Origin of the sequence: Pseudoalteromonas sp. OOF1S-7, assembly GCF_022347765.1 — a bacterium.
GTDB lineage: Bacteria > Pseudomonadota > Gammaproteobacteria > Enterobacterales > Alteromonadaceae > Pseudoalteromonas.
This window is the reverse complement of sequence record NZ_JAKRFZ010000003.1, coordinates 46,078-70,647: the sequence shown is the minus strand read 5'-3', so window position 1 is coordinate 70,647 and position 24,570 is coordinate 46,078. Positions and strand designations below refer to the sequence as shown.

General features: G+C 50.8%; 20 protein-coding genes. 9 read left to right on the top strand and 11 right to left on the bottom strand.

Annotated elements, in window-relative coordinates:
* Nucleotides 1-5 precede the first annotated feature (5 nt).
* The 5 genes from ispG to ndk all read right to left on the bottom strand — a co-directional run bounded on the left by ispG (nucleotide 6) and on the right by ndk (nucleotide 5,621).
* A complete protein-coding gene (ispG, locus tag MHN33_RS05395; RefSeq protein WP_046005072.1) occupies nucleotides 6-1,124 on the bottom strand; it encodes a flavodoxin-dependent (E)-4-hydroxy-3-methylbut-2-enyl-diphosphate synthase in 1,119 nt (372 codons plus the stop codon).
* A 5-nt stretch (nucleotides 1,125-1,129) separates the two neighbouring features.
* Entirely contained in the window at nucleotides 1,130-2,101 is a 972-nt protein-coding gene (locus MHN33_RS05390) for a RodZ domain-containing protein (RefSeq protein ID WP_239396900.1), read from the bottom strand.
* Nucleotides 2,098-3,735, bottom strand: coding sequence for a type IV pilus biogenesis/stability protein PilW (gene pilW, locus MHN33_RS05385; RefSeq protein ID WP_239396898.1), 1,638 nt, complete (start codon nucleotides 3,733-3,735; stop codon nucleotides 2,098-2,100). Before pilW ends, MHN33_RS05390 begins: the two co-directional genes overlap by 4 nt.
* Nucleotides 3,736-3,870: 135 nt before the next feature.
* Nucleotides 3,871-5,001: a bifunctional tRNA (adenosine(37)-C2)-methyltransferase TrmG/ribosomal RNA large subunit methyltransferase RlmN gene (locus tag MHN33_RS05380; RefSeq protein ID WP_239396888.1), complete on the bottom strand. Its 1,131-nt coding sequence runs from the start codon at nucleotides 4,999-5,001 to the stop codon at nucleotides 3,871-3,873.
* A gap of 188 nt (nucleotides 5,002-5,189) precedes the next feature.
* Nucleotides 5,190-5,621: a nucleoside-diphosphate kinase gene (gene ndk, locus MHN33_RS05375; protein WP_239396886.1), complete on the bottom strand. Its 432-nt coding sequence runs from the start codon at nucleotides 5,619-5,621 to the stop codon at nucleotides 5,190-5,192.
* Between the two features lie 313 nt (nucleotides 5,622-5,934).
* On the opposite strand from ndk, the gene yegQ reads away from it, so the two are divergent.
* The 8 genes from yegQ to MHN33_RS05335 all read left to right on the top strand — a co-directional run bounded on the left by yegQ (nucleotide 5,935) and on the right by MHN33_RS05335 (nucleotide 14,908).
* Entirely contained in the window at nucleotides 5,935-7,293 is a 1,359-nt protein-coding gene (gene yegQ, locus MHN33_RS05370) for a tRNA 5-hydroxyuridine modification protein YegQ (protein ID WP_239396884.1), read from the top strand.
* 24 nt (nucleotides 7,294-7,317) lie between these two features.
* The gene (locus MHN33_RS05365) at nucleotides 7,318-7,569 is read left to right on the top strand and encodes a YfhL family 4Fe-4S dicluster ferredoxin (protein WP_046005076.1); all 252 of its coding nucleotides are present in this window, start codon (nucleotides 7,318-7,320) and stop codon (nucleotides 7,567-7,569) included.
* A 228-nt stretch (nucleotides 7,570-7,797) separates the two neighbouring features.
* Nucleotides 7,798-8,514, top strand: a complete 717-nt coding sequence (locus MHN33_RS05360; protein WP_239396882.1) for an EAL domain-containing protein — start codon at nucleotides 7,798-7,800, stop codon at nucleotides 8,512-8,514.
* Between the two features lie 10 nt (nucleotides 8,515-8,524).
* Nucleotides 8,525-11,206: a PAS domain-containing protein gene (locus tag MHN33_RS05355; RefSeq protein WP_239396880.1), complete on the top strand. Its 2,682-nt coding sequence runs from the start codon at nucleotides 8,525-8,527 to the stop codon at nucleotides 11,204-11,206.
* Nucleotides 11,203-11,610, top strand: a complete 408-nt coding sequence (locus MHN33_RS05350) for a response regulator (protein ID WP_239396878.1) — start codon at nucleotides 11,203-11,205, stop codon at nucleotides 11,608-11,610. Before MHN33_RS05355 ends, MHN33_RS05350 begins: the two co-directional genes overlap by 4 nt.
* A gap of 3 nt (nucleotides 11,611-11,613) precedes the next feature.
* Nucleotides 11,614-12,543, top strand: coding sequence for a diguanylate cyclase (locus MHN33_RS05345; protein ID WP_239396877.1), 930 nt, complete (start codon nucleotides 11,614-11,616; stop codon nucleotides 12,541-12,543).
* A 251-nt stretch (nucleotides 12,544-12,794) separates the two neighbouring features.
* Entirely contained in the window at nucleotides 12,795-13,970 is a 1,176-nt protein-coding gene (locus MHN33_RS05340) for a M23 family metallopeptidase (RefSeq protein ID WP_239396869.1), read from the top strand.
* Between the two features lie 239 nt (nucleotides 13,971-14,209).
* Nucleotides 14,210-14,908, top strand: coding sequence for a response regulator transcription factor (locus MHN33_RS05335; protein WP_239396867.1), 699 nt, complete (start codon nucleotides 14,210-14,212; stop codon nucleotides 14,906-14,908).
* Here the strand turns inward: MHN33_RS05335 and MHN33_RS05330 are convergent.
* Genes MHN33_RS05330 through MHN33_RS05315 form a run of 4 tightly spaced genes read right to left on the bottom strand, consistent with a single transcriptional unit; the run spans nucleotide 14,905 to nucleotide 18,068 of the window.
* Nucleotides 14,905-15,690, bottom strand: a complete 786-nt coding sequence (locus tag MHN33_RS05330) for a CsgG/HfaB family protein (protein ID WP_239396865.1) — start codon at nucleotides 15,688-15,690, stop codon at nucleotides 14,905-14,907. The genes MHN33_RS05335 and MHN33_RS05330 overlap by 4 nt on opposite strands.
* Complete coding sequence (locus MHN33_RS05325) at nucleotides 15,690-16,106, bottom strand: curli assembly protein CsgF (protein ID WP_130245764.1); 417 nt, start codon at nucleotides 16,104-16,106, stop codon at nucleotides 15,690-15,692. Before MHN33_RS05325 ends, MHN33_RS05330 begins: the two co-directional genes overlap by 1 nt.
* 2 nt (nucleotides 16,107-16,108) lie before the next feature.
* The gene (locus tag MHN33_RS05320; RefSeq protein ID WP_239396863.1) at nucleotides 16,109-16,501 is read right to left on the bottom strand and encodes a curli production assembly/transport protein CsgE; all 393 of its coding nucleotides are present in this window, start codon (nucleotides 16,499-16,501) and stop codon (nucleotides 16,109-16,111) included.
* Between the two features lie 46 nt (nucleotides 16,502-16,547).
* Nucleotides 16,548-18,068, bottom strand: a complete 1,521-nt coding sequence (locus MHN33_RS05315) for a curlin (RefSeq protein ID WP_239396861.1) — start codon at nucleotides 18,066-18,068, stop codon at nucleotides 16,548-16,550.
* A gap of 707 nt (nucleotides 18,069-18,775) precedes the next feature.
* On the opposite strand from MHN33_RS05315, the gene MHN33_RS05310 reads away from it, so the two are divergent.
* Nucleotides 18,776-21,277 (top strand): S8 family serine peptidase, encoded by a 2,502-nt coding sequence (locus MHN33_RS05310; RefSeq protein ID WP_239396859.1) that lies wholly within the window; start codon nucleotides 18,776-18,778, stop codon nucleotides 21,275-21,277.
* A gap of 278 nt (nucleotides 21,278-21,555) precedes the next feature.
* Here the strand turns inward: MHN33_RS05310 and MHN33_RS05305 are convergent, their stop codons facing one another.
* Both MHN33_RS05305 and MHN33_RS05300 read right to left on the bottom strand, forming a co-directional pair.
* The gene (locus tag MHN33_RS05305) at nucleotides 21,556-21,960 is read right to left on the bottom strand and encodes a VOC family protein (RefSeq protein WP_239396857.1); all 405 of its coding nucleotides are present in this window, start codon (nucleotides 21,958-21,960) and stop codon (nucleotides 21,556-21,558) included.
* A 72-nt stretch (nucleotides 21,961-22,032) separates the two neighbouring features.
* Entirely contained in the window at nucleotides 22,033-24,543 is a 2,511-nt protein-coding gene (locus MHN33_RS05300) for an FtsX-like permease family protein (protein WP_239396855.1), read from the bottom strand.
* Between the last annotated feature and the right edge of the window lie 27 nt (nucleotides 24,544-24,570).

Sequence of the window (24,570 nt, the reverse complement as noted above, 5' to 3'; positions counted from 1 at the left end):
GTTACTTACTCGACTATCTTGACGTCGATTTTGGGTTCGTTTTGTTGTTTTTCAACATAGCTGCGTACCTGCTCTTCCAGCTGCTCGACGATATGGTCGTTATCAATACGCAGTTTCTGGCGCTCGCCATTGATGTACAGGCCCGAGCGACGGTTTGCCCCGGCCAGACCCAGATCGCTCACCAGGGCTTCACCCGGACCATTGACCACACAGCCGATGACAGACACGGAAATCGGCGCAGTAATGTCTTCAAGGCGCTCTTCCAGTTGATTCATAGTGTTGACCACGTCAAACTCCTGGCGAGAACAGCTTGGGCAGGCAATAAAGTTAATACCGCGAGAGCGAATACGCAGCGACTTTAAAATATCAAAGCCGACTTTGACTTCCTGAACAGGATCGGCCGCTAAAGATACACGCAGCGTATCACCTATCCCCTCTGCCAATAGCATCCCCAGGCCCACTGCCGACTTCACCGAACCGGCACGCATCCCACCGGCTTCGGTGATCCCTAAATGCAGTGGCTGGTCAATCTCTTTGGCCAGCAGACGATAGGCACCGACCGCGAGAAAAACGTCTGAGGCTTTTACCGAAACTTTAAACTGGTCAAAGTCGAGTCGCTGTAAGATCTCAACATGACGCATCGCTGACTCAAGCAAGGCTTCTGGCGTCGGTTCGCCATATTTTTCCTGTAAATCGCGCTCCAGTGAACCACCATTGACCCCGATGCGAATGGGAATGTTCTTGTCACGGGCTGCGTCTACCACCGCACGAATTCGCTCTTCGTTGCCGATATTACCCGGGTTAATGCGCAAACAATCCACGCCATACTCGGCGACTTTCAGGGCGATACGATAATCAAAATGGATATCCGCTACCAAAGGGATCTCAGATTGTTCTTTGATGCTCTTAAACGCTTCTGCGGCTTCCATGGTCGGCACAGAGACTCGCACAATGTCTGCGCCGGCATCGGCAATCGCTCGGATCTGAGCCACAGTGGCGTCTACGTCCAGGGTATTGGTGTTGGTCATCGACTGCACGGCGATCGGTGCCCCGTCTCCGATGGGCACATTCCCCACATTAATACGCGTGGATTTTCTACGTTTGATCGGTGATTCTGAAAACATGACGGTTACTCTGCTAACGGTAAATTAAATTTGGCTAAACGATTACGCGGCAGGCCGGAAATGTCCACGGCTGCGCCATCCAGTGTGATGCTTACGGCCAGGTGTTTGCCCAGAACGACGGAAAACGGGGCCTGTCCACTGACAGTCATAGTATATCCCGCTTTTTTAACACCAAACGCGACTCGTTCCTGACTGGCGTCGAAGATCTCGACCCAACTGTCTTCTTTGAACACCATAACAATGGTGCTCTGTGTAAGTTCAGACTGAGCATTACCAGCTGTGATGGTATCCGCTGTGGACGCTGCTTGCACCTCGGCTGTGTCACGGCTCTGTCCATTTGAATTCGGCTCAGGTTCAGGCTGTGGCTTGGGTGCCTCAGTCACTGAGTCAGGAAGCACTGCCACAGCAGGCTGTTCGGCATCAGGTACGCTCTGTGGCACATTGTCTGTAACCGAATTAGTGCGCTCTGTGTCCAAAGTGATTGGTATGTCATCCTCTACATCACGGGTTGCCGCGCTGGCCTGGGGTATGTCACGGGCATCACCCGGGGTGATCTCGCTCTGCGTACTGCTATTTTGCCAGAACCAAATCGCTGAGCAGCCCACCACCAGAATTAGCACTGCATAACTAAACCACATCAGGCGATTGTCGTGGGCCTCTTTTTCCGTGCGGCGTGAAAAGCTCTTCATTTTACCTTTTTGCTCAGGCACAACAGGAGATTGGTACAACTTCATTGTTGCCTGAGCATCCAGGCCCAGCAAACCACAGTAACTCTTTATATAGCCGCGTACAAAAGTCTCAGGGCCGAGCTTATGATAGTCGTCCTGTTCCAGTTTGTTGATCTGGCTTTCACTGAGCTTCAGCCGCGCGGTGATCTCCTCATAGCTAACGCCCTTATCATGTCTGGCCTTGGCCAGTGTTTGTCCGAGCGACAGTAAGTCGCTGCTATTCTCTGTGTCTATTTCTGCTTCGTTCATAAAGTATAGTTATCTGGATCCACGATTAAGAGATGTCGTCCTGGTTGTAAGACGATATCCGGGGTCAATTTGTTCCACCGCATCAGGTCGTCAATCTGAAGATCATATTCCATTGCAATGTCGAACAGCGACTGGCCCTCGCTTATGGTATGTACTATTTTGGGATCGTTTAAATACACCACCTGGCCAATCGACAACTGGTCCGACTCACGTAAATTATTCCATGCCATCAGTTTGTCTAACTTAAGGTTATACTTCACTGAGACACTAAACAGGTTTTCCCCCAAACGAATGATGTGCTGAGGAACACTGGGTAGCATAATATCGCTGTTCAATAAGCCTCCAAATGCGCGGCGTTGAGCGCCTTCATCCGCACTCTGCTCAGGCAGCTGCGCAAGCCAGCTGTCTGTTCGGGCAACTTCGCCGCGGGTACGTGAGGAGGGTGCCGAAAAAGCAATATCAGCCGGATCAGGCTCATAAAAGACAACCGCTCCCTGAGTGCGCGGGGCAACCGGCTGAATGCGCTGAGCAGCCTTATCCGAGGTCGTTGCCGGGGCATCTACTGTATCCTGCCCGGGTGAATACTCAGTGAATTGCTGCGCACGCAACGAGCGGGCTTGCTCCGGTGCAATTGCGGGTTCAGCTGCCACAGACTTCGGCTCAGACACCTGGGCCCGGACACGGTCAGGCTCAACCTTTCGACGCACCTTGATCTTGGGCTCAGCCACCAAATGCGTTGGCGACTTATGGGTGATTTTAGTCAACTGAGCCTGACGGTATTGCTCTTTCAGGCGTTCAAACTCGCTGTCCTTCAGACGTTGCTGGATCACCAGGGCCGCCTGAGGAGACTCCGGGTAGGTTTGCAACAGCAAAGCGGCCGTTTCTTCGGCCTGCTGCAGATGACCTTTGCGCAGCTCCAGTAAATGAGACAGTAATAAGCCACGCGCCGACACAAAGCCACGATCACCATAGACTTTGAGTATTTCTTCCGAGCGATGCAGCTCACTCTTTGCATAGTGCAGACCAGCCATGAGCAGCAGGGTCGACTGACGCTGACCATTGTGTTTCTCGGCACTACCCAGATATTCCAGCGCCAGCTCGAAGTTATCCTGACGCAATGCACACAGGGCTAAATTTTCATAACTCTGTGCAACGCGAATATAGCTTGGGATCTCAATGGCTTTGAACAGCTGCTCCGTCGCTTCATCATATTTGCCGATACGACATAAAAAAGTGCCGTAGTTATTAAGCGTATTGGGATCTTTCGGTGCCAGTGCCAGAGCTTTTTGATAGGCCTGCTCGGCACGGGCATTCTCGCCCACCTGCTCATAGTAGTAAGCCAGCGAATAATGGGCTTCAGGAAGTTGCGGCGCCAGTGTCAGCGCCCGCTCAAGATTGTACTTGGCCTGAGTGTTATTGCCGTTGGCCAGATATTGCAGAGCCAGCGAGATACGGGTTTTAGCAGCGTCTTCGCGACTTGCCTTGCTTTGCACGACGGGCTTGTCACTGTTGGCATAGCGGGTTTCGGTCACACAACCGCTGAGCAATACGCCCAGCGATAACAGCAATCCGGCACGTCCGGCCACAGTGCGCTTTGAGACCTCAGAGGAGAAACTTTTTACCAATGAAAACATAGCTAAACTAAACACTTTAGTTAGAAGCGCGCACTGACAGGTGACAGTCGGCGCAAGGCCGCAGGCATAGCTCACCAGAGCGCTGTTGATCTATGCCCATATATTACCCGAATGCGTTCGAGTTTCACCCTTTTTTTAGCCAACCTTCACCGCTATGGCGTTGTCTTGCAGCTGCTTTTTCTTCGCCATGCGCTTGGTTCTGTCGACCACGTCTCCCACCAGCTGACCGCAAGCGGCATCAATATCGTCGCCACGGGTACGGCGCACGATACAGGTTAACCCGGCTGCCTGAAGTACTTTAGAGAATCGGTCGATACGACTGTTGCTCGAACGCCCATATTCATTGCCCGGGAACGGGTTGAATGGGATCAGGTTGATTTTAGACGGCGTACCTTTCAATACCTGAACCAGTTCATGGGCATGGTCAGTGCTGTCGTTCACGCCCTGCAACATCACATATTCAATGGTGACGTCTTTGTTGGCCTTTGAGCCATCGATATAACGACGACAGGCCGCCAGGAACTCTTCAATCGGATACTTTTTATTGATCGGCACTAACTCATCACGCAGCGGGTTGTTTGGCGCGTGTAAAGAAATCGCCAGTGCCACATCGATTTTCTCTTTCAGAATGTCCAACGCTGGTACCACACCTGACGTACTCAGAGTGACACGACGCTTAGACAGACCAAATGCCCAGTCATCCATCATCAGTTCCATCGCAGGCACTACGTTGTTGATGTTGAGCAGCGGCTCACCCATGCCCATCATCACCACATTGGTGATCGGACGCTTAGTGCTGTCGCCATCATGCAAGCCGATGTCTTTGGCTACGCGCCACACCTGGCCAATGATCTCACTGACCTTAAGGTTACGGTTAAAGCCCTGTTGCGCCGTTGAGCAGAAGGTACACTCCAGTGCACAGCCCACCTGAGACGAGACACACAAGGTGGCGCGGTCTTTCTCCGGGATCCACACGGTCTCCACTTCCTGTCCGCCATCCAGCACAAGCGCGTACTTGATGGTGCCATCACTGGCCTGCTGACGCACCGAGATCTCCGGTGCACGGATCTCGCATTCGGCCTGCAATTTAGCGCGCAGCTTTTTATTGATGTTGCTCATATCATCGAAGTTATCGATGCCGAAGTGGTAAATCCATTTCATGACCTGATCGGCGCGAAACGGCTTTTCGCCGTATGATGCAAACAACTCGCGCATCCCCTCGCGATTTAAATCAAGTAAGTTAATTTTTTTCTCAGTCGTAGTCATGAAACAACCCCAGATCAGATGACGGCCAGTGCAAATTTAATAAAACGCCGAATTGTACAAAATTTAACCGACGCTTTCAAATCTGAATACTTTGCTAAGCCTGCTGTGTGTTGCATTCAGGCTTAGCAAAGTGCATCAGGGACGAAAAAAGGGCGCTAAGGCCCTTCTTTCCTGTCACCGTGCCCGAATTAACGAGTACGTGCGCACAACTCTTCTTCAGTGAAGAAGTAAGCGATTTCACGTGCAGCAGACTCTGGAGCGTCTGAACCGTGTACCGCGTTTTCGTCGATGCTGTCAGCATAGTCAGCACGTAGCGTACCCGCAAGCGCTTCAGCTGGGTTAGTTGCACCCATGATTTCACGGTTTTTACGAACTGCATCTTCACCTTCAAGAACCTGAACCATTACCGGACCAGATGTCATGAACTCAACCAAAGCACCGAAGAAAGGACGCTCTTTGTGCTCTGCGTAGAAACCTTCCGCTTTCTCTTGAGAAAGGTGGATCATTTTAGCTGCAACGATCTTCAGACCAGCAGACTCGAAACGGTTGTAGATTGCACCGATGTGGTTTTTAGCGACCGCATCAGGCTTAACGATTGAAAAAGTACGCTCTAAAGCCATCTTTTTTGCTCCAAAATGAAATTAATGAATTTATACGGGCGCGAATTATACGCGTTTTAGATGTAAAAACCTACTATTTCCGTCCCGCGATGATTTTGTGTGAAACCAGGCCTTATGTGGCCGCAGGTTGGGCAATTTGTCAGGGACCCGGCAAAACCTGATCCAAGTCAAAAAACACCTCGGCGGCTTGCCCTATACTGCGCCGCTTTTTGATTTAACCCAATCGTCCGGTTCACTGCAATGCAGGGCGCGCAGACGATTGATTTACCCCAACAGCTGACCCGTAATCAGTTCAATGTATGAGGTTTTTGAGATGTTTGTACCTGAGCTCCTTTCACCCGCCGGTAGTTTAAAGAATATGCGTTACGCTTTTGCGTACGGTGCCGATGCCGTGTACGCCGGCCAGCCACGCTACAGCCTGCGCGTGCGCAACAATGAATTCGACCTGGCCAATCTCGAAATTGGCATTAACGAAGCCCACCAGCAAAATAAAAAGCTGTATGTGGTCTCTAACATTGCACCACATAACGGCAAGGTCAAAACTTACCTGCGCGATATTGAGCCAGTCATTGCCATGCAACCGGACGCGCTGATCATGTCCGACCCGGGCCTTATCATGCTGGTACGCGAAAAGTGGCCCGATATGCCCATTCACCTGTCCGTTCAGGCCAACGCCGTAAACTATGCAGCGGTGCAGTTTTGGGCAAAGCAAGGTATAGAGCGCGTGATCCTGTCGCGGGAGCTGTCACTGGAAGAAATTGCCGAAATCCGCACTTTGTGCCCAGATACCGAGCTGGAAGTATTTGTGCATGGTGCGCTGTGCATGGCCTACTCTGGGCGCTGTCTGCTCTCTGGCTACATCAATAAGCGCGACCCGAACCAGGGCACCTGTACCAATGCCTGCCGCTGGCGCTACGACGTTAAGCCGGGAGAAGAAACGGCCACAGGTGACGTAGTTCACAAAATAGATCCGCAACAGGTGATCCCAACTTTAGGCGACGGACAGCCGACCGATCAGGTGTTTATGCTTGAAGAGCAAGGTCGCCCGGGAGAGTATATGCCGGCTTTTGAAGATGAGCATGGCACTTACATTATGAATTCCAAAGACCTGCGTGCCGTGCAATACGTTGATCAGCTGACCAAGATGGGCGTGCACAGCCTGAAAATTGAAGGCCGTACTAAGTCCTTCTACTATGTCGCCAGAACCGCGCAGGTGTATCGTCGTGCCATTGACGATGCCGTCGCTGGTAAACCCTTTGATCCTTCACTGATGCGTACGCTGGAAAACCTGGCACACCGTGGTTACACAGAAGGCTTCCTCAAACGCCATGCCCATCAGGAATACCAGAATTACGAGTATGGTCATTCCGTATCGGATCAACAGCAGTTTGTTGGCGAGATCCTGGGGCGCCACGACAATGGTTTGGTGGAAATTGACGTTAAAAACAAGTTCTGTACCGGCCACAGCCTGGAGCTGATGACCCCACAGGGCAATATCAGCTTTAACCTTGAGCACATGGAAAACAAAAAAGGCGAGCAGATCAGTGATGCCAAGGGTTCGGGCCATATTGTGAAAATCCCACTCCCCGAAGACATTGACCTGAGCCATGCTATTTTGATGCGTAACCTGGGTGCACAGGAAGACACCCGTAATCCGTTTAAAAAAGCCTGAACCGGCCAGAACGGAGTGTGAAAAATGGCATTACTGATCAACAGTAAATGTATTAACTGCGATATGTGCGACCCGGAATGCCCTAATCAGGCAATTTACATGGGTGAAAAAATCTATGAGATAGACCCGGATAAATGCACTGAATGTGTCGGCCACTACGACCAGCCAACCTGCGTCAGTGTCTGCCCGATTGATTGTATTAAACCCGACCCTGCACATCGCGAGAGCCTCGATACCCTGGCCGAGAAGTTTCTCAAGCTCACAGGCCAAAGCTAATCTCTGCTAAAAGCGTCCATGGGCGCTTTTTCTTTTTATTATCATTCGAATATCTGCACAACAAAGTAAACCCGGGCGTGCCTGATAACATGACTTTTCCCTGTAAACCCGTGCGCAGTTCAATTGCAAAACCCATGGCCTGTGCCAGACTTGTTAGAACATCTAACTATTAAACAGAGCGTCTCTATGCCAGGCTGCAAAACTTGTCGTTGCCACACCGAATATAAGATGGACATCACTATGGCCATGCAACCCATAGTGAACCTGCGCACCCGACAAGTGTATGCTTATGAAGCTTTGGTCAGAGGCACACAGGGGCAGTCGGCCGGACAGGTGCTTACCCAGATCACAGAAGACAGTAAGTATTATTTCGACCAGCTGTGTCGCACTACCGCCATTGAAATAATGGCCGGACTCAGCAACACCGCTAAGCTGTCGATTAACTTTTTACCCAACGCCATTTACGATCCCCAAACCTGTTTGCGAAAGACGCTCGAAGCCGCCGATAAGTTCAGGCTGGCAAAAGAGCGTATTATCTTTGAGGTTTCTGAGCAGGAACACCTTACCGACCATGAGAAACTCATCGACATTGCCAACACCTATAATAAAAACGGCTTCAAGGTTGCGCTAGACGATTTTGGTGCTGGTTACGCCGGCATAGAAGTGCTACACCGCTTTCAGCCCGACATCATTAAGCTCGATATTGCGCTGGCAAGCGGCATTGCACAAGACCCGGTCAAGCAGGCTATCGTGGATGGCGTATGCCTGATGGCACGCCGACTGAATATAGACCTGATTGCCGAAGGCGTCGAAACGTTGGCGGACTACCGTTGTCTGTGCGATTTAGGCGTTTACCTGATGCAAGGCTACTTATTTGCCAAGCCTGTGATTGCCACTTTACCTCAACCCAGCTTTCCCACGGAGCCAGCTGAGCACACCGAGTAAGGACCACGCCATGGAATCCAACAGTATTGAGTCATTTTTTCATGATGCCTATATGCCTCACGGGCACTGTTATTTATGGCAACCCCATTTGCTGTGGGGCAATGTCATCTCCGACTTAACCATAGCCACTGCCTATTTTTCTATTCCCATTGCCATCATGATTTTTGCCAAAAAACGACCGGACGTCGGTGGCCACTGGCTGTTCGTCTTGTTTTCAAGCTTTATTTTGCTGTGCGGGCTGACCCACCTGATAGGCATTTACACCGTCTGGCAAGGTGCCTATGGCATCCATGCCCTGGCAAAAATAGCCACTGCGCTGGTCTCTATTACCACAGCAGTGTACCTGTTCCGCCTGATCCCCAATGCCATTGCCATTCCCACACCAAATCAGTTTCAGGGGGTGTCGCGCAAACTCGATAAGGTCACGCAGGAAAAGCATCTGCTGGATTCAAAACTGGCTGAGCATGAATTAACCTACTTCATTCTCAACACCCTGCCTGCCAGTATCGTGGTACTTGATGAAAACTTTAAAATCACCCAGTGTAATTCGCATTTTCTGAATGCCTTAGGTACGAGTAATGATCAAGTTGACCGTCAGCCTCTGAGCGAATTAATTGAATTCAGCGATCCCTTTACCACCATAGATACGCTGGCCCATAAACTGGGCAATACCGATACGGCAGAGCTGGCAACCTTATGTCAGGTCAAAGTACAAGCTAAAGCAGCAATCCCCATGGAAATGAAACTGGTTAAAGCGCAGTTTGAAGGACAAAGTGTAGTGCTGGCCCTGTTTAACAACCTGAGCACCCTGAAAAACACCGAGCGGGCGCTCAAAGAGTCGGACAAAAAAATGCGCCGGGCCATCAATGCCACTGCTGATGGTATCTGGGAGTGGAATGTGGTGACCGGCGAGGTCAGTTATTCACCTCGTCTGATGGCGATGATAGGCAAAGCCAGTATCGAACACCCGAGCTATGACGACTGGTATGAACATATTCACCCGGATCACCGCCAGCGAGTGGAGCAGGCCATTGAACAACACTTTCAAAGCAAAGAGCAGTACCAGGTAGAATATCAGGGCCGAAACGAACGTGGCGAATACGGTTGGTTTATGGCAGTGGGCAATAGCCAGTTTGATGAACAGGGCAAACCACTGCTGATGTCTGGCGCCCTGCGTAATATCGACTCCAGCAAAATACTGGAGCGTCAGGTCAGTGAGAAAACCAATATCTTAAATGCGATTTACAACGGCACCAGCCAGGCCATCTGGCTGTTACAAGTAGAAGAAGATGAAGATTTTACCTTCCTGGAGTTTAACCCCACCGCCTGCCAACGGGCAGCCGTTAAGCTTGAGGACATTCAGTTCAAACGCCTGTCTGCGCTGCGCGGCAAAGTGTTTGATGATCAGATAATCAATCACATTCAGGACAACTACCGGACCTGCTGCGAGCTTAAAAAGCCACTGGAATATATCGAGATGTTACCGATGCATGGCCAGGAGCTGTGGTATCAGACCACCCTTTACCCATTGCTCGACAGTCAGGGCAAAGTAACACAACTGGTGGGCACCGCCATTGACATCACAGCGCGTAAATATGCCGAAACCGAGCTGCGCGACAGCCAGCAGTTTTTGCAGCGCATTATTGACTCCGCCGTGTGTGGTTTATATCTGTTCGATCTGAAACAGCAAACTAATGTGAAAATCAACCACAGATACACGCAGCTGCTCGGCTATACCCTTCAGGAACTGGAAAGCCTCAGCATGATGAACCTGTTCCACCCTGATGAGCACGCGTTGCTGGAGGCCCACACCAAAGAGGTTGCCAGCAGCCAAAGCGATGAGCTGATCCCCTTAAAATATCGCTTTAAGCACAAACAGGGACACTGGGTCTGGTGTTACTCTCTGGATACCATAGTCACCCGTGATGAGCAGGGCGCACCTGAGCTGATGCTGGGCACCTTTGTGGATATCACGGAGCAGACAAACCTGCTACGCGAATTGCAGGAGTCCAATGCCAGCCTGGAGCATTTTGCATTTATTGCATCCCATGACCTGCAAGAGCCACTACGCAAGATTTCCGCCTTCTCCGACAGCTTGTCACAGCGGCTGGCACCGGCTCTGAAAGAAGACGATAAAGCCTGTTTTGAAATGGACCGATTACTGGATGCAACTGAGCGCATGCGTACCATGATCCAGGATCTGCTGAAGCTTTCGAGGCTCAATGCGCACCAGCTTAAGCTAACCCGGGTATCCCTCAATAGCTTAATAACCGAAGCCTGCGATCAGCTGAGCTTTAAAGTTGAGGAAAGTCATGCGCAAATTACCTGTGAACACCCGGAGTGTGAACTGGAGGTGGATGCCTCTTTGTTTATTCAAATCTGGCAGAATCTGATTGCCAATAGTATTAAATTCTGTGGCGCGGATGCGCCAAGCATACGGATCAGTGCCAGCCGTGAAGGTGCAACACTGACACTGACTTACCGGGACAATGGCATAGGCGTGCCTGAGCAATTCAGACAGCAGATCTTTGAACCCTTCCGACGTTTACACGGCGACAGTCACAAAGGCAGCGGGATTGGTCTATCCTTGTGTAAGAAGATAGTTGATCTGCATGGCGGACAGATCGCCTGCACCGACAGCGAACAAACCGGTGCACGCTTTGTGATCACGCTTAAACAACGGGAGCTATGATGGAAATTGTATTGGTAGAAGACGACCCGGATGACATTTATTTCTTTCAGCAAGCCTGCGCCGAGCTGCCTGAAGAACCGGCAGTTACAGTACTAAACAACGGCGTTGAGTTTATCTCTCATGTGCAGCAAAGCGACAACCAAATGCCGGTATATCTGCTTGACCTGAATATGCCACACAAAGGCGGGCTGGAAGCGCTGGAAGAACTACAACAGCAGGGTTTGGTGAATTCCTTATTGGTGATCTGCTACACCACGTCGGACAGCCCCAAAGATATCGCCAAAGCGTATCGTCTGGGTGCCAAGTCCTACTTAACCAAGCCGAACCGGTTGACGGAATTGACCGATCTGGTCCAGACCCTCATTAAGTACTGGTTTCAGTACAACCAACAACGCACAGGATAAGCTATGAATGCCAGATTAATCTATTTGCTCGAAGACAATCAGGATGACATCTATCTGGTGAAAGAACTCCTGAGTCAGCACAACGCGAGACACCATTACGCCGTCAACGCCTTTGAAACCATAGAGTCACTGCGTGATGCCGTCGCCCAGCTTAATCCAGAAATCATTTTAATGGACCTTAATCTGCCACAAAGCCGGGGGCTCGAAACCTTACTGCGCGTCAAAGATTTTGCCGCACATATCCCTATCATCGTGCTGACGGGGATGTCTGATGAAATGTTTGGTGAAAAAGCCATCCAACTGGGGGCACAGGATTATATACCCAAACACGAACTCAGCACCCATTTACTCAGACGAACCATTGTGTTTTCCAAGGAGCGCTTTGATATGCAGCGCAACCTGGAAAACCTGGTCAGCCTGGACAGGCTCACTATGCTCAGTAACCGCGGGGCACTGGACAAGCATTTACACACGCTGGTACAGGATGCCCTGCGTTATGGCAAACAGTTTGCCATGTTGTTTATCGACCTTGATAACTTTAAGGCCATTAATGATGAGTTAGGCCACCAGGCGGGCGATCAGTTACTCAAGTTGCTCGCCACCAAACTCAAAATGTACAAGCGCAGTTCAGATTTTGTGGCGCGCTATGGGGGTGATGAGTTTGTGGTGATTGCCCCGAATATAGATAACCCGGCCCAGCTGGAGCTGTTCACCCGCTATAAGCACACTCTGCTGGCAGACAGCTACTGCTTACAGGATCAGCAAGGTAACATGCGCGAAGTGACTTTGGACCTGAGTATTGGTGCCGTGCTGTTTCCGGATCATGGCGATGCGCCAACCGCCCTGCTGAATTGCGCAGATAAAACCATGTATGAGGCCAAAACTCAGTCACTGCCTTTTCTGCTGGCGCAGCCCACCCGTAACTCAGCGTAATCTCAGCGCCTGATGGCCAACACCTATCAGGCCTGCCAGCAAACCTCATTACCCCTAATATAAGCCCCTGACTGAACAGCTGAGCCCGGCCAGACTCATCCTCTTACTTATTGGCGTCCTTGCCGCCAAAAATGAAACAAATTTGTAAACATTAAGAAACAAAAACAAATTACAGAGTAAAAACTCAAATTGTACATTTATTCAACAAAAGGATATATCTGATTGTGCACTCAACCCAATGAGGATACAACATGAAAACACTACAATACGCTTTACTGGCAGCCGGGGTGGCGAATTTACCCGTCCACGCTCAGGGTCAGCATCATGATCAGACAGCCTATCAGCTTTCCAAAGAAGCCCTGGCAAAGCACACCCTTAGCCCATTGCTGAACATAGACATACAGCAATTTCTGTTCACTAATTCTATGCAGCAAACCGACTGGACGGCCATACTGGCAACCCATGCACCGCACTTGCTGGCGCACCAGGAAACCCTGTTGCACTGGGCAGGTCACGCCAGTATTAACCCCAAGCTGTTACTGGCATTGATGGAGCAGCACAGTCAGCTGCTATCCGCGCCCTCAGCCAAAGCGCTCGAACGACCATTTGGGTCGCTGGTCGCACAATCCGGATTTTCAGCTCAGCTGGAGGCCGTCACCACTGCACTCTCGCAGCGTTTCTATGCCTATGAACAATGGCAAAATCAGCAGCACACGAGCACATCCGCAGAAACACGCAGCCAATTGCATGCTGCCAGTGCGGCTTCGTTTGCACTCAATGCACTGCTGGGTAATACATCGAGGCTTGCCAGTGTAGCTAAACATTATCAGCTGTACTTTGGTGATGCCTTGTTCAACCCGGCGGCACGCATCGCCGCCCCAGCCTCAGAATCCGCTGCCGCCAATAATCAATTTTATCTCAACTTCCCCTGGCCATCAGGCTATGCCTGGTACAGTGGCGGAGCGCACTCCAACACCGGTTCCGGCTACCCTTATTCATCGCTGGATTTCAATAATAACTCCGGTGGCTGGGGGTCGAACACCCCCTGGGTTCAGGCGGCACATGGTGGTACAGTCACTCGTTATTCTCGCTGTAATATTCGCGTCACTCACCCCAGTGGCTATGCCACTCAGTATTACCACATGGACGCACTGCAATATCAAAGCGGCGATGTGATCGATGCCGGTGCCTGGCTAGGTCGCTATGCCAGTGACTACAACACCGCACTGTGTCAGGGTGGTCAGTCTAGCGGCCCACATTTGCACTTTTCCTTACTGTACAACGGTCGCTTTGTGTCTTTACACAATACCTATATCAGTGGCTATCGCGTAGATGTCGGTAATTACAATTACGACGACAATTGCAGTCGCTTTTATTTTGAACGTAATGGTTATCGTACCTGTGCCTGGCGGGCACTCTACCGGTAACACCTCAGGGTGGTCGGGCCAGTATAGCCCATCATCCCATTTCAGGCGTCACATCGTGACGCCTGCCCAGCTCTGAATAGCCATTCGCCAATTCATCACAGTATTGTCAGTAACAAAATGGAATGTTCCAATAAGACATACAATTCTGGTCAGTTCCAAAAATTGAAAATAAGTACTAAACATCTTGTAAAAAATATGTATATTTGGGTTAACGGAACAACAAAAGGACAGTCGAGAAAATGATGTATTCAGACAACCAAACGCGTGGTGCTCTGTTTGTCCTGACAGACCAAAAGACCAACACGCTGAGTCAGGATTTCCTCATGTTTGTCAAAATGCTTGAGGCTTGCGGTAACAATATCAAGGTCGATACCCGCCTGCCCACCACTGAGCAACGATCACAGTACCAGCTGTTTCTGGTCGATGTCAGCCATCGTGAGTGTCGCGATTTACTTAGCGCACAGCTCAGGGCGCTGGCTCAACATCACAGTGTGTTGTTATTCAATGCCTGCCCGGACACCCTGAACGAACAAACCGCTCTGCTCGCCAATGTCAAAGGGGTGCTCTATCAGGGGGCTTCTCCGGAAAGCCAGTTTAAAGGCATTCAGCGAGTATTGGGTGGTGAGCTGTGGTTTGGCAGAGGTGCTATTTCACTGGCATTCAGTGCCCTGATGCAGCGCCTGCCACAAACCCTGCCCGGGTTGTCAGACGAGCAGCGTGATATTACACTGGCTTCGCTTACCAAACGCGAAAAATCCGTGATCCGATTGCTGGCCGATGGGGCCAAGAACGACGATATTGCCGATTCTCTGAATATCAGCAGCCATACCGTCAAAACCCACATTTACAGCGCGTTTAAAAAAACCAACTCGCGCAACCGGATTGAATTGGCCAACTGGGCCCAGCAACATATCCCTTTCGGCGGACTGGCGAATTAGCCAGCCTGCTGTTGTGCGGGTTTTGCCGCCCAAACCCCTTTTTCGAGGCCCTGATGAACGAGTAGTGTCAGGGCCTTTTCAATCGCCTGAGTGACACAAATATGCATGGGCTCATTTTCACTGTACCCTGCTTCCGCTTCGGCCAGACGTTTATAGCTGACATAGCGGAAAAAGCCCGCACGCATTTCTTTTGACAGTACTTTTTTACTGGTGGCTACCGACAACAAAATTTGTCCTGTGCGTACATCAACCGCCCGTAAATAGATACTGATGGTGTCTTCTCGGTATAGCTCGGAGGCACCTATCCCAAAGTACTCCATTCCCATACCACCCGTTTTAATGTTGGCATCATAACTGATAATGCCACCTTCAAAGATCAGCTTGGCATGCGTCAGTGGCGGCAGGCTGCTTGAGTTTTCCTGATCCTGTATCGCAGCCCGGGTGATCTTACGCTCGGTCAGCAGGTTTTGCAGACCCTCACGTTCAATGGGAATAAACCAATCGGTTTCGTGCAGTGCCTGCATCAGGATCGAGTTGGCCCCCTGCGTCACCGCCGTTGAAAATGAACTGACATTTTCCTGAGGTTTATATTGCCCGGTTTGGTCGCGAAACGAATACACAGAAACCGGGATTGGGCCGCGTGGTGCTGGCAGTGCTTTTAATTCACTGAACACGTCAGTGGCTGCCAGCGGCTGTGCTTTTGCCATCGGCGGCGGCAGCACCGGTAGAGTGCTACAGGCACTCAACAGTAACATCATAAACATAATACTCAGGTACTTCATTAACCAAACCTCGGTACTTCCAGTGTCGTAATATCGCCCGTCAGTGTGTTAGTGATCTGCACCGTAATGGAATCCGGTGTGCTGGTGATCACCTGAATTTCGTAATCGCCACTCATAAAGGTCGAGTCTTTATCAAAAATACTGTCCTCAACTTCATCGCCAAAAGCTGTGGAAGTAATTTCCCGCACCATGCGGTTGAGGTAAGTCCGCTCCAGGGACTCCTGAAAGCGGTCACCATAGGATTTTTCAATGACAGGCGCACGATGCTTATTTTGCGCCTGTGCCTTATTTAGTAGCATATTGGCATTGAGAGGATTGCCGCCAAACGACGGGTTAATGGGCTTGTAGACTAATTCCGTGGCATGCAGCGACAGGCTGCATAGCATACCAAAGCAGCATATTATTGTTGTTTTCATTGTTACCACCCGCTTGTTGCTAAATCTGGAGAGTGTTGCTGATGCTGTGCGCTGGCCATCGCATCCATGATGGCAAATAGCGCCGCCTCGACGCGTGCTCTAAGCGGCCCGCCGCGACGCCCCATCGCTGTGGCATACACCAGCTGGTTGTTCATAAAGACCTGTAACCGAGTGCCTGCGCGCGGCAGCACGGTTTCTTTAATCGTGATATTCACACCGGCGGTCGTCGGTACATCACGCCACAACTGAGAAAAATCAAAGTAAAACTGATAGCCAAAACGGCTAATGCTCTGGTCGATGACCAGTCCACCCAGCTCAACCTCTTCGTCGGCTCCATGGCTGTACGGTATAAAACTACCCAGTATGACAGCCAAAACAAATATAGATATCTTCATATAGACAACTTGGCCACAAAACCATCAGGCTTTGTGGCCATTGTGATTACTGCTGAGTCACGGTCGCGACGTTATAGTCGCCGACCTGAGTAATGTTGATAGTCTGGCCACTGCCGTTAACGCCACCTTCAACCAGGTTGCCAAAGCCATCCTGGTTGATTTGGATGTTGTTATCGCTGCCACTGACAACAAACGCACCAGAGTCAACACCGACCACAAAGTTAGCACCACCGGTTTGCTCAATGGCGATGTCATTACTGCTGCCCTCTAGCATCAGGTCGATGGCATTAAGCTCACCACTTTGTACCAGGTCAAGCTGATTCAGCCCACTTTCGGCCACAGAAGCAAGCGTGACCGACACACCATTATTGCTGCCCGTTTGCGCAACATTCAGCATGTTGTTGTTACTGGTCAGCGAATTGTCAGGATGCGATGACTGCAGCACCACCTCATTGCTGGTACCATTTTGAATGACACCGACTTCACTGCCATTGCTGTTAAATTTTGCAATGTGCAACTGGTTGTTATCACCCAATTGTAGCGTGCTGTACTCATTATCATTGCCCGCAGCGCCAAGGTAAGCCTGATTGTCGTTACCACGTTGCTGTGCATCGAAGTCGTTGTCATTGCCAATCACATCAAACGTTGTCTGGTTGTTGTCACCCAGCTGCGCCACCGTAACATAGTTGCTGTCACCGCTAAACAGGGTCGACGTCATGCGATTGTCATTACCTTCCTGCTCAAGGTCAACGCGATTACTCTCACCTTGCAGTTCAGCCAGCTCAACCCGATTACCATTACCTGCGCTTTGCTCTACCTGGAGTTCGTTGTCATTGCCAGTTAACGCATCAATGGTGAACTTGTTGTAGTTGCCTTCCTGAGACAAGCTCAGATCATTGTCATTGCCCTGCAAATTGGCCAGGTTCAGCTCGTTGTAAGTCCCGTTTTGATCGACCTCAATGCTGTTCTGATCGCCCTGAACACGGTCAATATTCACTTCGCCCCAGGTACCTTGCTGAGTTGCCGTGATCTGGTTGTTGTTACCCTGCATGTCGGTATTGTAGAACCAGTGACCACCACTGCTTTGCTCAACATGGATACGGTTGCCGTCACCATTAATGGTGTTTATGACTTCGTTATTGATACCCAGGTAACCAACCCCACGTTGCGTGATGTTTAAACTGTTGTCGTTACCATTGAGCTCAGTCAGTGACCCATTGGCCTCACCATCCTGGCTATACTCCTGCGTATTGCCATCGCCCGCTGCAGTCACTTTGGTCAAATTGCCCGTGCCCGCCTGCGATACTGTGGTGATATTGCTATCCCCTTCAATCGACAGTTCGCTGACATTGGACTCGCCTTGCTGTGAACTGGTTAGCACATTGCCTGCACCATTATTAGAACGCTGGGTCACCGTCAGCGTATTGCCCGTGTTGTCTACCTGGATCAGCTGTGCCAGCTCAGACGTTGAAGCCGCTTTTGCTTCTGTGTCGGCAGCCTGTGCCACGCTGACACCAGATAATGCCAATGCAATTGCACAGCAGGTCAGTGATTTCGAAAATTTCACCTGGTTCTCCTTAGAGTTATTAGTCATTTTTGCAATATCCTTCAACTTGCACCCCAGCCTGCCTGGATGTGTTAAGCGCACCGTCTTGGTGGAGGTTGCCAGCTCCTGACGCATACGCTGAGGCAGACACAGTACAATCTAACCCGGGTTATCTGCAGCTTCCCGTATGTCACGAAACCCGATATCGCTATCAACCGGGCCGCATTCATACTCGCTTAGCCATTAAAGCCAGAGTCCACTGCCCAGCACCTGGCTGCGCAGTATTTGCACGTTTCATTTTATGGACTCATACAATCACTCTAGAGCGCCGCGCGAGGCAGGGAAATTAGAAATAATCTTGAATCTTGTAACTCTATACAATTCATTAACTTAAAGATAAAACACCAAAATTACCGATATTGGTACGACGCAATCTCACAAAATAGTATGAGTCTGAGCATGGCCAAAACCTGGCAACGTATCCAACAAAAAAGTATGAGAACCCTCCTCTAAAACTCATCCCACTGGCAATAAAGTCGGATTTTTACGACTAAAACACGCTTTAAAATTGCATCCATAATTCAGGCTGTTTTAGCGTGGCCTGAGTTGCCAAACCGAGTTATCAACCGTCTGCCTCAGGGCCTGGCGGAGCACCCATCATGCCCACTTAGTCGAGCACACGCCATGACGTCATGGCCAATAACTCAACTTACTATCTAGGACAAATGATGAAATTAAAACTTTCTGCCTTAACGTTGGCATTACTGCCAGTTTTCAGCGGCGCAGCTCAAGCTGCAGTACAAATCACAGCAACAGAAAAAACCAATGACAACAGCGTCATGGTGGTCTTCAAAAAGGATGCATCCAGTGCGCTGCGCGCCCAGGCTCGTAATCTGGTTAAAGCACGTATCTCGGATAATAATGCTGACGAAGTCGATGATCGCTACAAGCATGTACTGGCGGGCCGTCTTGCCAATTTCAAGCTGGACGGGATCAGCAGCAAAGAGGCCATTGCCAAACTGGCCAAGCACCCTGCGGTAGATTATGTTGAGCCGGATTATCAGGTTCAGGCGCTGGGCATTCCTGATGATGCGCGCTTCGGCGAACTGTGGGGCCTGCACAACACAGGACAAACTGGCGGTGTTGAAGATGCTGACATCGATGCGCCTGAAGCCTGGGACATCAGCATCGGTTCACGTGACGTAATTGTCGGTGTTATCGATACGGGGGTTGACTACACCCACCCGGACCTGGCGGCAAACATGTGGCAGAACCCGGGTGAGATCCCAGGAGACGGCATAGATAACGACAACAATGGCTACATCGATGACGTATATGGTGTCAATGCCATCACAGGTTCGGGCGATCCTATGGATGATCAGGGCCATGGTACACACGTATCAGGTACCATAGGTGCAACCGGTAACGATGCCACCGGTGTCGTGGGTGTAAACCACGAAGTATCCATTGTGGGCTGTAAATTCTTAAGCTCTTCTGGTAGCGGTTCAACATCGGACGCCATTGAGTGTATCGACTACATGGTTGCACTGAAGCAGGCAGGCCACAACGTTCGCGTTCTGAACAACAGCTGGGGCGGCGGCGGTTTCAGCCAGACGCTGGCAGATGCCATTACCGCCAGTGAAAATGCAGATATCCTGTTTGTCGCAGCGGCAGGTAACGGCGCGGTAGATAACGACAGCAACCCGCACTACCCCTCAAGCTATGAGCATGACAGCGTGTTCTCAATCGCCTCAACCACTGACAACGATACTATGTCATCTTTCTCGCAATGGGGCCTGACTTCGGTTGATATGGGGGCGCCTGGTAGCGCCATTCTGTCAACGGTACCGGGCGACGGCTACAGCAGCTTCTCTGGTACTTCAATGGCCACCCCACACGTTGCCGGTGTTGCCGCTCTGGTGCTGTCTATCGACCCGACGCTGGATACTCTTTCACTGAAAAATCTGTTGATGCAAAGCGGTGATGCGAATGCCGCGCTGCAAGGTAAAACGGTGGCAGGCACGCGTCTGAACGCACACCAGGCACTGATCGATGCCGATCCGGCTCCCGGTTTCAGAGTGGGTGTAACACCCGGTGCGCAGGAGATCACTGCAGGCGAGACCGCCAGCTATGAGTTCAGCTTTACTTCAGTGGCTGACTGGCAGGGCGACATTGCCCTGACACTGGACAGCCCGTTGCCAGGTGCTGTGCTATCACAAAATACGGTAACACCAGGTAATACAGTCACCCTGACTGTTCCTACCACAGCAGATACTCAGTGGGGCGACTACAGCTTCACTGTTAACGCCACATCTGGCGATTTGGCTGAGAGCAAAGCTGTTAGCCTGTCTGTGCTGCCACAGGGACTGAGCGACTTCAGCTATGACAACACAACGGCTGTGGATATTCCTGATAACGATGCCACCGGGATTAGCTCTGTTATTACAGTAGCCGATGACATCACTATCTTTGACAGCAACACGCTGGTGAATATCACTCACACCTTTATTGGCGATCTACTGGTGACCCTGACTTCTCCGGCAGGTACCTCAGTGACTCTGCACAATCGTGCCGGTGGCAGCGCTGATAATCTGGTTGAATCCTTCAATTCAGCAGCCTTTAATGGCGAAGCTGCGCGCGGTGACTGGACACTGAGTGTGTCAGACAATGCAGGAGTAGATACCGGCACGCTGAATAACTGGACGCTGACGCTGACCGGCCTTGGCGAAGTGTCGGCACAGCCTCCTGTTGCCGGTTTCAGCTTCGAGAAAAACGGCCTGAGCGTTGCCTTTACTGACAGCAGTACTGATGCCGACAACGATATCGTCAGCTGGCAGTGGGACTTTGGTGATGGCAACAGCAGCAGTGACGCTAACCCAACGCATATCTACACCACATCGGGCACTTACTCTGCCACACTGACCGTCACTGACAGTGAAGGCAACAGCAATAGCACCACGCAGGAAGTCACCGTCAGCTCAGACGATATCGCACTGGAAGTGGTACGCACCAACAAGTCTCGTCTTGGTTTCTACCGGGTGTCACTGTCCTGGTCTGGCAGCAGCGCTGAACAAGTCGACGTCTACCGCGATGGTGCATTGCTGCGCACGGTTAATAACTCAGGCCAGTTCCGTGATTTCGGTCGTGACCCTGCTGTAACCGGTTTCACTTACAAGATCTGTCAGTCAAGTGATATCTGCTCGAACGAAGTGAGTGTGAGTTTCGAGTAATCTCGTTCCAGTAACCTGGTTTGATTAACTTCATTCCAGTAACCTGGTTCGATTAATCTCGTTTGATTAACGTCATTCGAATAAATCACGACAGGGCCGCATATCGATGCGGCCCTTTTTATGTTGTTATTGTCGGCAGGCTGGTTTGATGATGTTTGTCTGGCTATTTCTTTGTCGTTTTTATCGCCTTTGGCCACGATATGACGAGATCCCGATGGTATTAAATGGAATTAAAAAAGGAACAATCGAACCCTCAGCGCCTCGTCCACAATCGTATTTCACCGGGCCGCCATTTCATACAGTTCCAGGGGTAAGCCATCTGGATCAGCAAAAAAGCAAAAACGATGCTGGGTATATGGATCGACTCGGATAGATTCACAACTCACCCCGAGGGCAAGCAGCGCATTGCGTGCCGCCTCGATGTCGGTGACAGACAACGCAAGATGACGCAGCCCCTGAGCTTCCGGGTAACTGGGCCGCGCAGGTGCCGAGGCAAAGTGGAACAATTCAATCTGAGTACCGTCGGGTAGTGACAGGTCCAGCTTATAACTCTCACGTCCTGGCTGATAATGTTCAGCAACGACTCGACAGCCAATAATATCGGTATAAAAAGTTTTTGATGCCGCATAGTCTGAGCAAATAATCGCGACGTGGTGAACACGCGTAATAAAATGAGCAAGCATAGGAGTTTACAGTGATCAAAAAACCCTACTGTGCCGCAACCCTGTTACGGTGTCCACCACATATCTCTACAGTTAACTCTGTCGTAATGCTTGTGCCGGCGGCGCTTTAACCTGCTGTGAGACTGGCAATAAAGTGGCCAGCAATACAAGTAAGACGATAAAGGCGGGGATCCCCAGTAGCGCCAATACATAACTTTCAGGGTCGATAATCATTGCAGCACTAAGCTGTCTACTTAGCCATAATGCCACGAGTACTCCGATGACCAGCCCTACTGCCAGCTGCACAAGCGCCTGTCTGACAAACAAGCCAACCACTTGTTTATCCGGTGCGCCAAGGGCGCGCCGGGTGGCAATCTCCTGACTGCGCAAAGTAATACTGTTGGCAGACATCGCATAAATGCCACTGGCCGCTAAAAACAAGGCGATCAGCCCACCGACTAAGAACACCTGATTAAGTGATTCCATCAATAGCAGTGGCTGTTTAATTAAACTCTGGTAGCTCTGGATCTGGTGCACCGTTGCATCCGCATCCAGATCAATCATAATCTGCTGCAACGCAGCAATGGCCTCTGATTCAGCGCCACTATAATGCACGACAATATTCATCCACCATGACCGCAGATCCATCAGGCCATACCCGGTATACGCAGTACTGGTGGCATTCAGTGTTGGGCCATGAATGCTGTCGGACACCACACCGACTATGGTCCGCCATTCCGTATGCCAGCCTTCTCCATCCAGAGTGCGAATACGCTGCCCTACAGCACTCCCTTGCGGAAACAACTCTCGTGCCATAGCCGCATTAATAATGACCACAGATCCCTGATTGCGCAGCTCTCGACTGTCGACAGCCAAATCCCCTAGATTGAAATCCCGGCCTTCGAGTAAGTGCATACCCACTGTACCCCAGGCATCGCGGCTGACTACTTCAAAATTCCACATTGGGTTGTCACTAAAAACCTCTGCCGCCTGTCCCTGGATCTCAAAGTGTGAGGTGCCCCCGCCGGTGCCGGGCAGACTACTGAAATAAGCGACACTGCGCACGTTTGGAAGCTGTTCCAGCTTTTCTTTAAGTCCGTAGTAAAAATCGTTGCGCTTTTTTCGCGCTTGTGGCTCACCCCCATTCCAGCGATAACTCCCCCATGCCAGACGCACTGACGCTGTCAGGCGCTGCTCGGTTTGTACACCATAATCAGCCTGTTGTGCAGCCAAACTACTCCCCAGGAGCATTGCTGCAATGACCAATACAACGCAGGACAAAGCGATTTCTGTAATCACCAATACCTGGTTTATTCTGCCTGCACGTTTACTTACCGCGCCCCGGGTTCCATCACGTAAAATGCCATTCATATCTCCTTGCAAAGCACGCCATGCCGGAATTAACCCCGTGATAAGTATCATCAGTAAAACAGCGCCAAGTAACATCCAGACGGAGTCCTGCGACAAATTGATCGTCCACCAGAAAGGGCGCGCGCCGCTCAATGCAAAGATTTCGTCTAATGCCTGATTGGTCAGTGTCATCCCCCAGTGTGCCAGCCCCAGTGCCAGTACTCCGCCAATACAACAAATCAACGTGCTTTCCCACAACATCTGCAAAATTAAACGCCGCTGTGGCACACCCAGCGCAACCCGAATAGCCACATCGCGGATCTGCTCATTCACCCGGGCCAGCAGTAAATTACCGACATTGATACAGGTCAGTAGTAAGATCAGTAACACCACCAACATCATGGCCACCAACACGGAATAGTGCTGATACAGCACATCAACGCTGAGTTTAAACGGTACCGCCTGCAGGTAGCCCCCTGGCACATCAGCGCGCCAGGCAAACTCCTGCGGCAAGGCCTGGATCTGGCGCTGCAACAAAGTGGCCAGCTCATGTTGAAACTGTGTCAGAGCAACATCAGGCTTCAGCCTGGCTATTGCATGCAACCCTCCCCGGTTCGACGGGCTGGCAGGCGATAGCCGGGTCTGGGTCATAATTTGCCAAACCTGAGCCTGAGTTGGAAAAGCAAACCCAGGCGGCATGACACCTATCACTTGTACGGGGATTGCCTCAACCTGAATCACCTGGCCAATAATAGCTTCATTGCCATCGAAGACCCGTTGCCAGATATCATGGCTCAGCACCACCGTCGACTGTGTTTCATTTTGCTGATCAGCAGGGCTAAAGCTGCGGCCCAGCAGAGGCTGCACACCTGCTACCTCAAATATATCCCACTGCACGTAGCTCAGATGCACTTTTTGCGACATGGCTTCATTGCCCAGCCTGCCCACAGTGCGCACTGCCGACTGATACAGACTCATACTCTGTAACAACGTACTGTGCGCCTGGATTCGATTCAGATGATAGGGATCAACACGCTGGCGGACACCATGGGCAGCCTTAAATTCACCCGCTATGGCGATAAGCTGCGTATCCTGACCTAAGGTCAGGGGCTTAAACACCAGCTGCTGCATCAGCGTAAAGGTGTACAACGTCAGTGCCAGTCCCACCGCCACAATGGCGGTGGTGGTCAGGGTAAACAGGGGCTTTTTCAGCAGCAGCCGAGCTGCATATCGGATATCTATCCAGGCAGGCATTCTCAATTCCTCTTCAGCAAATTGCTA

Bases quoted from the DNA above. Each gene is read 5' to 3' on its own strand.
- MHN33_RS05365 (WP_046005076.1), top strand. From the start codon at position 7,318: ATGGCATTACTGATCAACAGTAAATGTATTAACTGCGATATGTGCGAC.
- MHN33_RS05330 (WP_239396865.1), bottom strand. From the start codon at position 15,690: ATGAAGTACCTGAGTATTATGTTTATGATGTTACTGTTGAGTGCCTGT.
- MHN33_RS05320 (WP_239396863.1), bottom strand. From the start codon at position 16,501: ATGAAGATATCTATATTTGTTTTGGCTGTCATACTGGGTAGTTTTATA.
- MHN33_RS05360 (WP_239396882.1), top strand. From the start codon at position 7,798: ATGGACATCACTATGGCCATGCAACCCATAGTGAACCTGCGCACCCGA.
- pilW (WP_239396898.1), bottom strand. From the start codon at position 3,735: ATGTTTTCATTGGTAAAAAGTTTCTCCTCTGAGGTCTCAAAGCGCACT.
- MHN33_RS05335 (WP_239396867.1), top strand. From the start codon at position 14,210: ATGATGTATTCAGACAACCAAACGCGTGGTGCTCTGTTTGTCCTGACA.
- MHN33_RS05325 (WP_130245764.1), bottom strand. From the start codon at position 16,106: ATGAAAACAACAATAATATGCTGCTTTGGTATGCTATGCAGCCTGTCG.
- MHN33_RS05390 (WP_239396900.1), bottom strand. From the start codon at position 2,101: ATGAACGAAGCAGAAATAGACACAGAGAATAGCAGCGACTTACTGTCG.
- MHN33_RS05355 (WP_239396880.1), top strand. From the start codon at position 8,525: ATGGAATCCAACAGTATTGAGTCATTTTTTCATGATGCCTATATGCCT.
- yegQ (WP_239396884.1), top strand. From the start codon at position 5,935: ATGTTTGTACCTGAGCTCCTTTCACCCGCCGGTAGTTTAAAGAATATG.
- MHN33_RS05340 (WP_239396869.1), top strand. From the start codon at position 12,795: ATGAAAACACTACAATACGCTTTACTGGCAGCCGGGGTGGCGAATTTA.
- MHN33_RS05300 (WP_239396855.1), bottom strand. From the start codon at position 24,543: ATGCCTGCCTGGATAGATATCCGATATGCAGCTCGGCTGCTGCTGAAA.
- ispG (WP_046005072.1), bottom strand. From the start codon at position 1,124: ATGTTTTCAGAATCACCGATCAAACGTAGAAAATCCACGCGTATTAAT.
- MHN33_RS05350 (WP_239396878.1), top strand. From the start codon at position 11,203: ATGATGGAAATTGTATTGGTAGAAGACGACCCGGATGACATTTATTTC.
- MHN33_RS05305 (WP_239396857.1), bottom strand. From the start codon at position 21,960: ATGCTTGCTCATTTTATTACGCGTGTTCACCACGTCGCGATTATTTGC.
- MHN33_RS05380 (WP_239396888.1), bottom strand. From the start codon at position 5,001: ATGACTACGACTGAGAAAAAAATTAACTTACTTGATTTAAATCGCGAG.
- MHN33_RS05345 (WP_239396877.1), top strand. From the start codon at position 11,614: ATGAATGCCAGATTAATCTATTTGCTCGAAGACAATCAGGATGACATC.
- ndk (WP_239396886.1), bottom strand. From the start codon at position 5,621: ATGGCTTTAGAGCGTACTTTTTCAATCGTTAAGCCTGATGCGGTCGCT.
- MHN33_RS05310 (WP_239396859.1), top strand. From the start codon at position 18,776: ATGAAATTAAAACTTTCTGCCTTAACGTTGGCATTACTGCCAGTTTTC.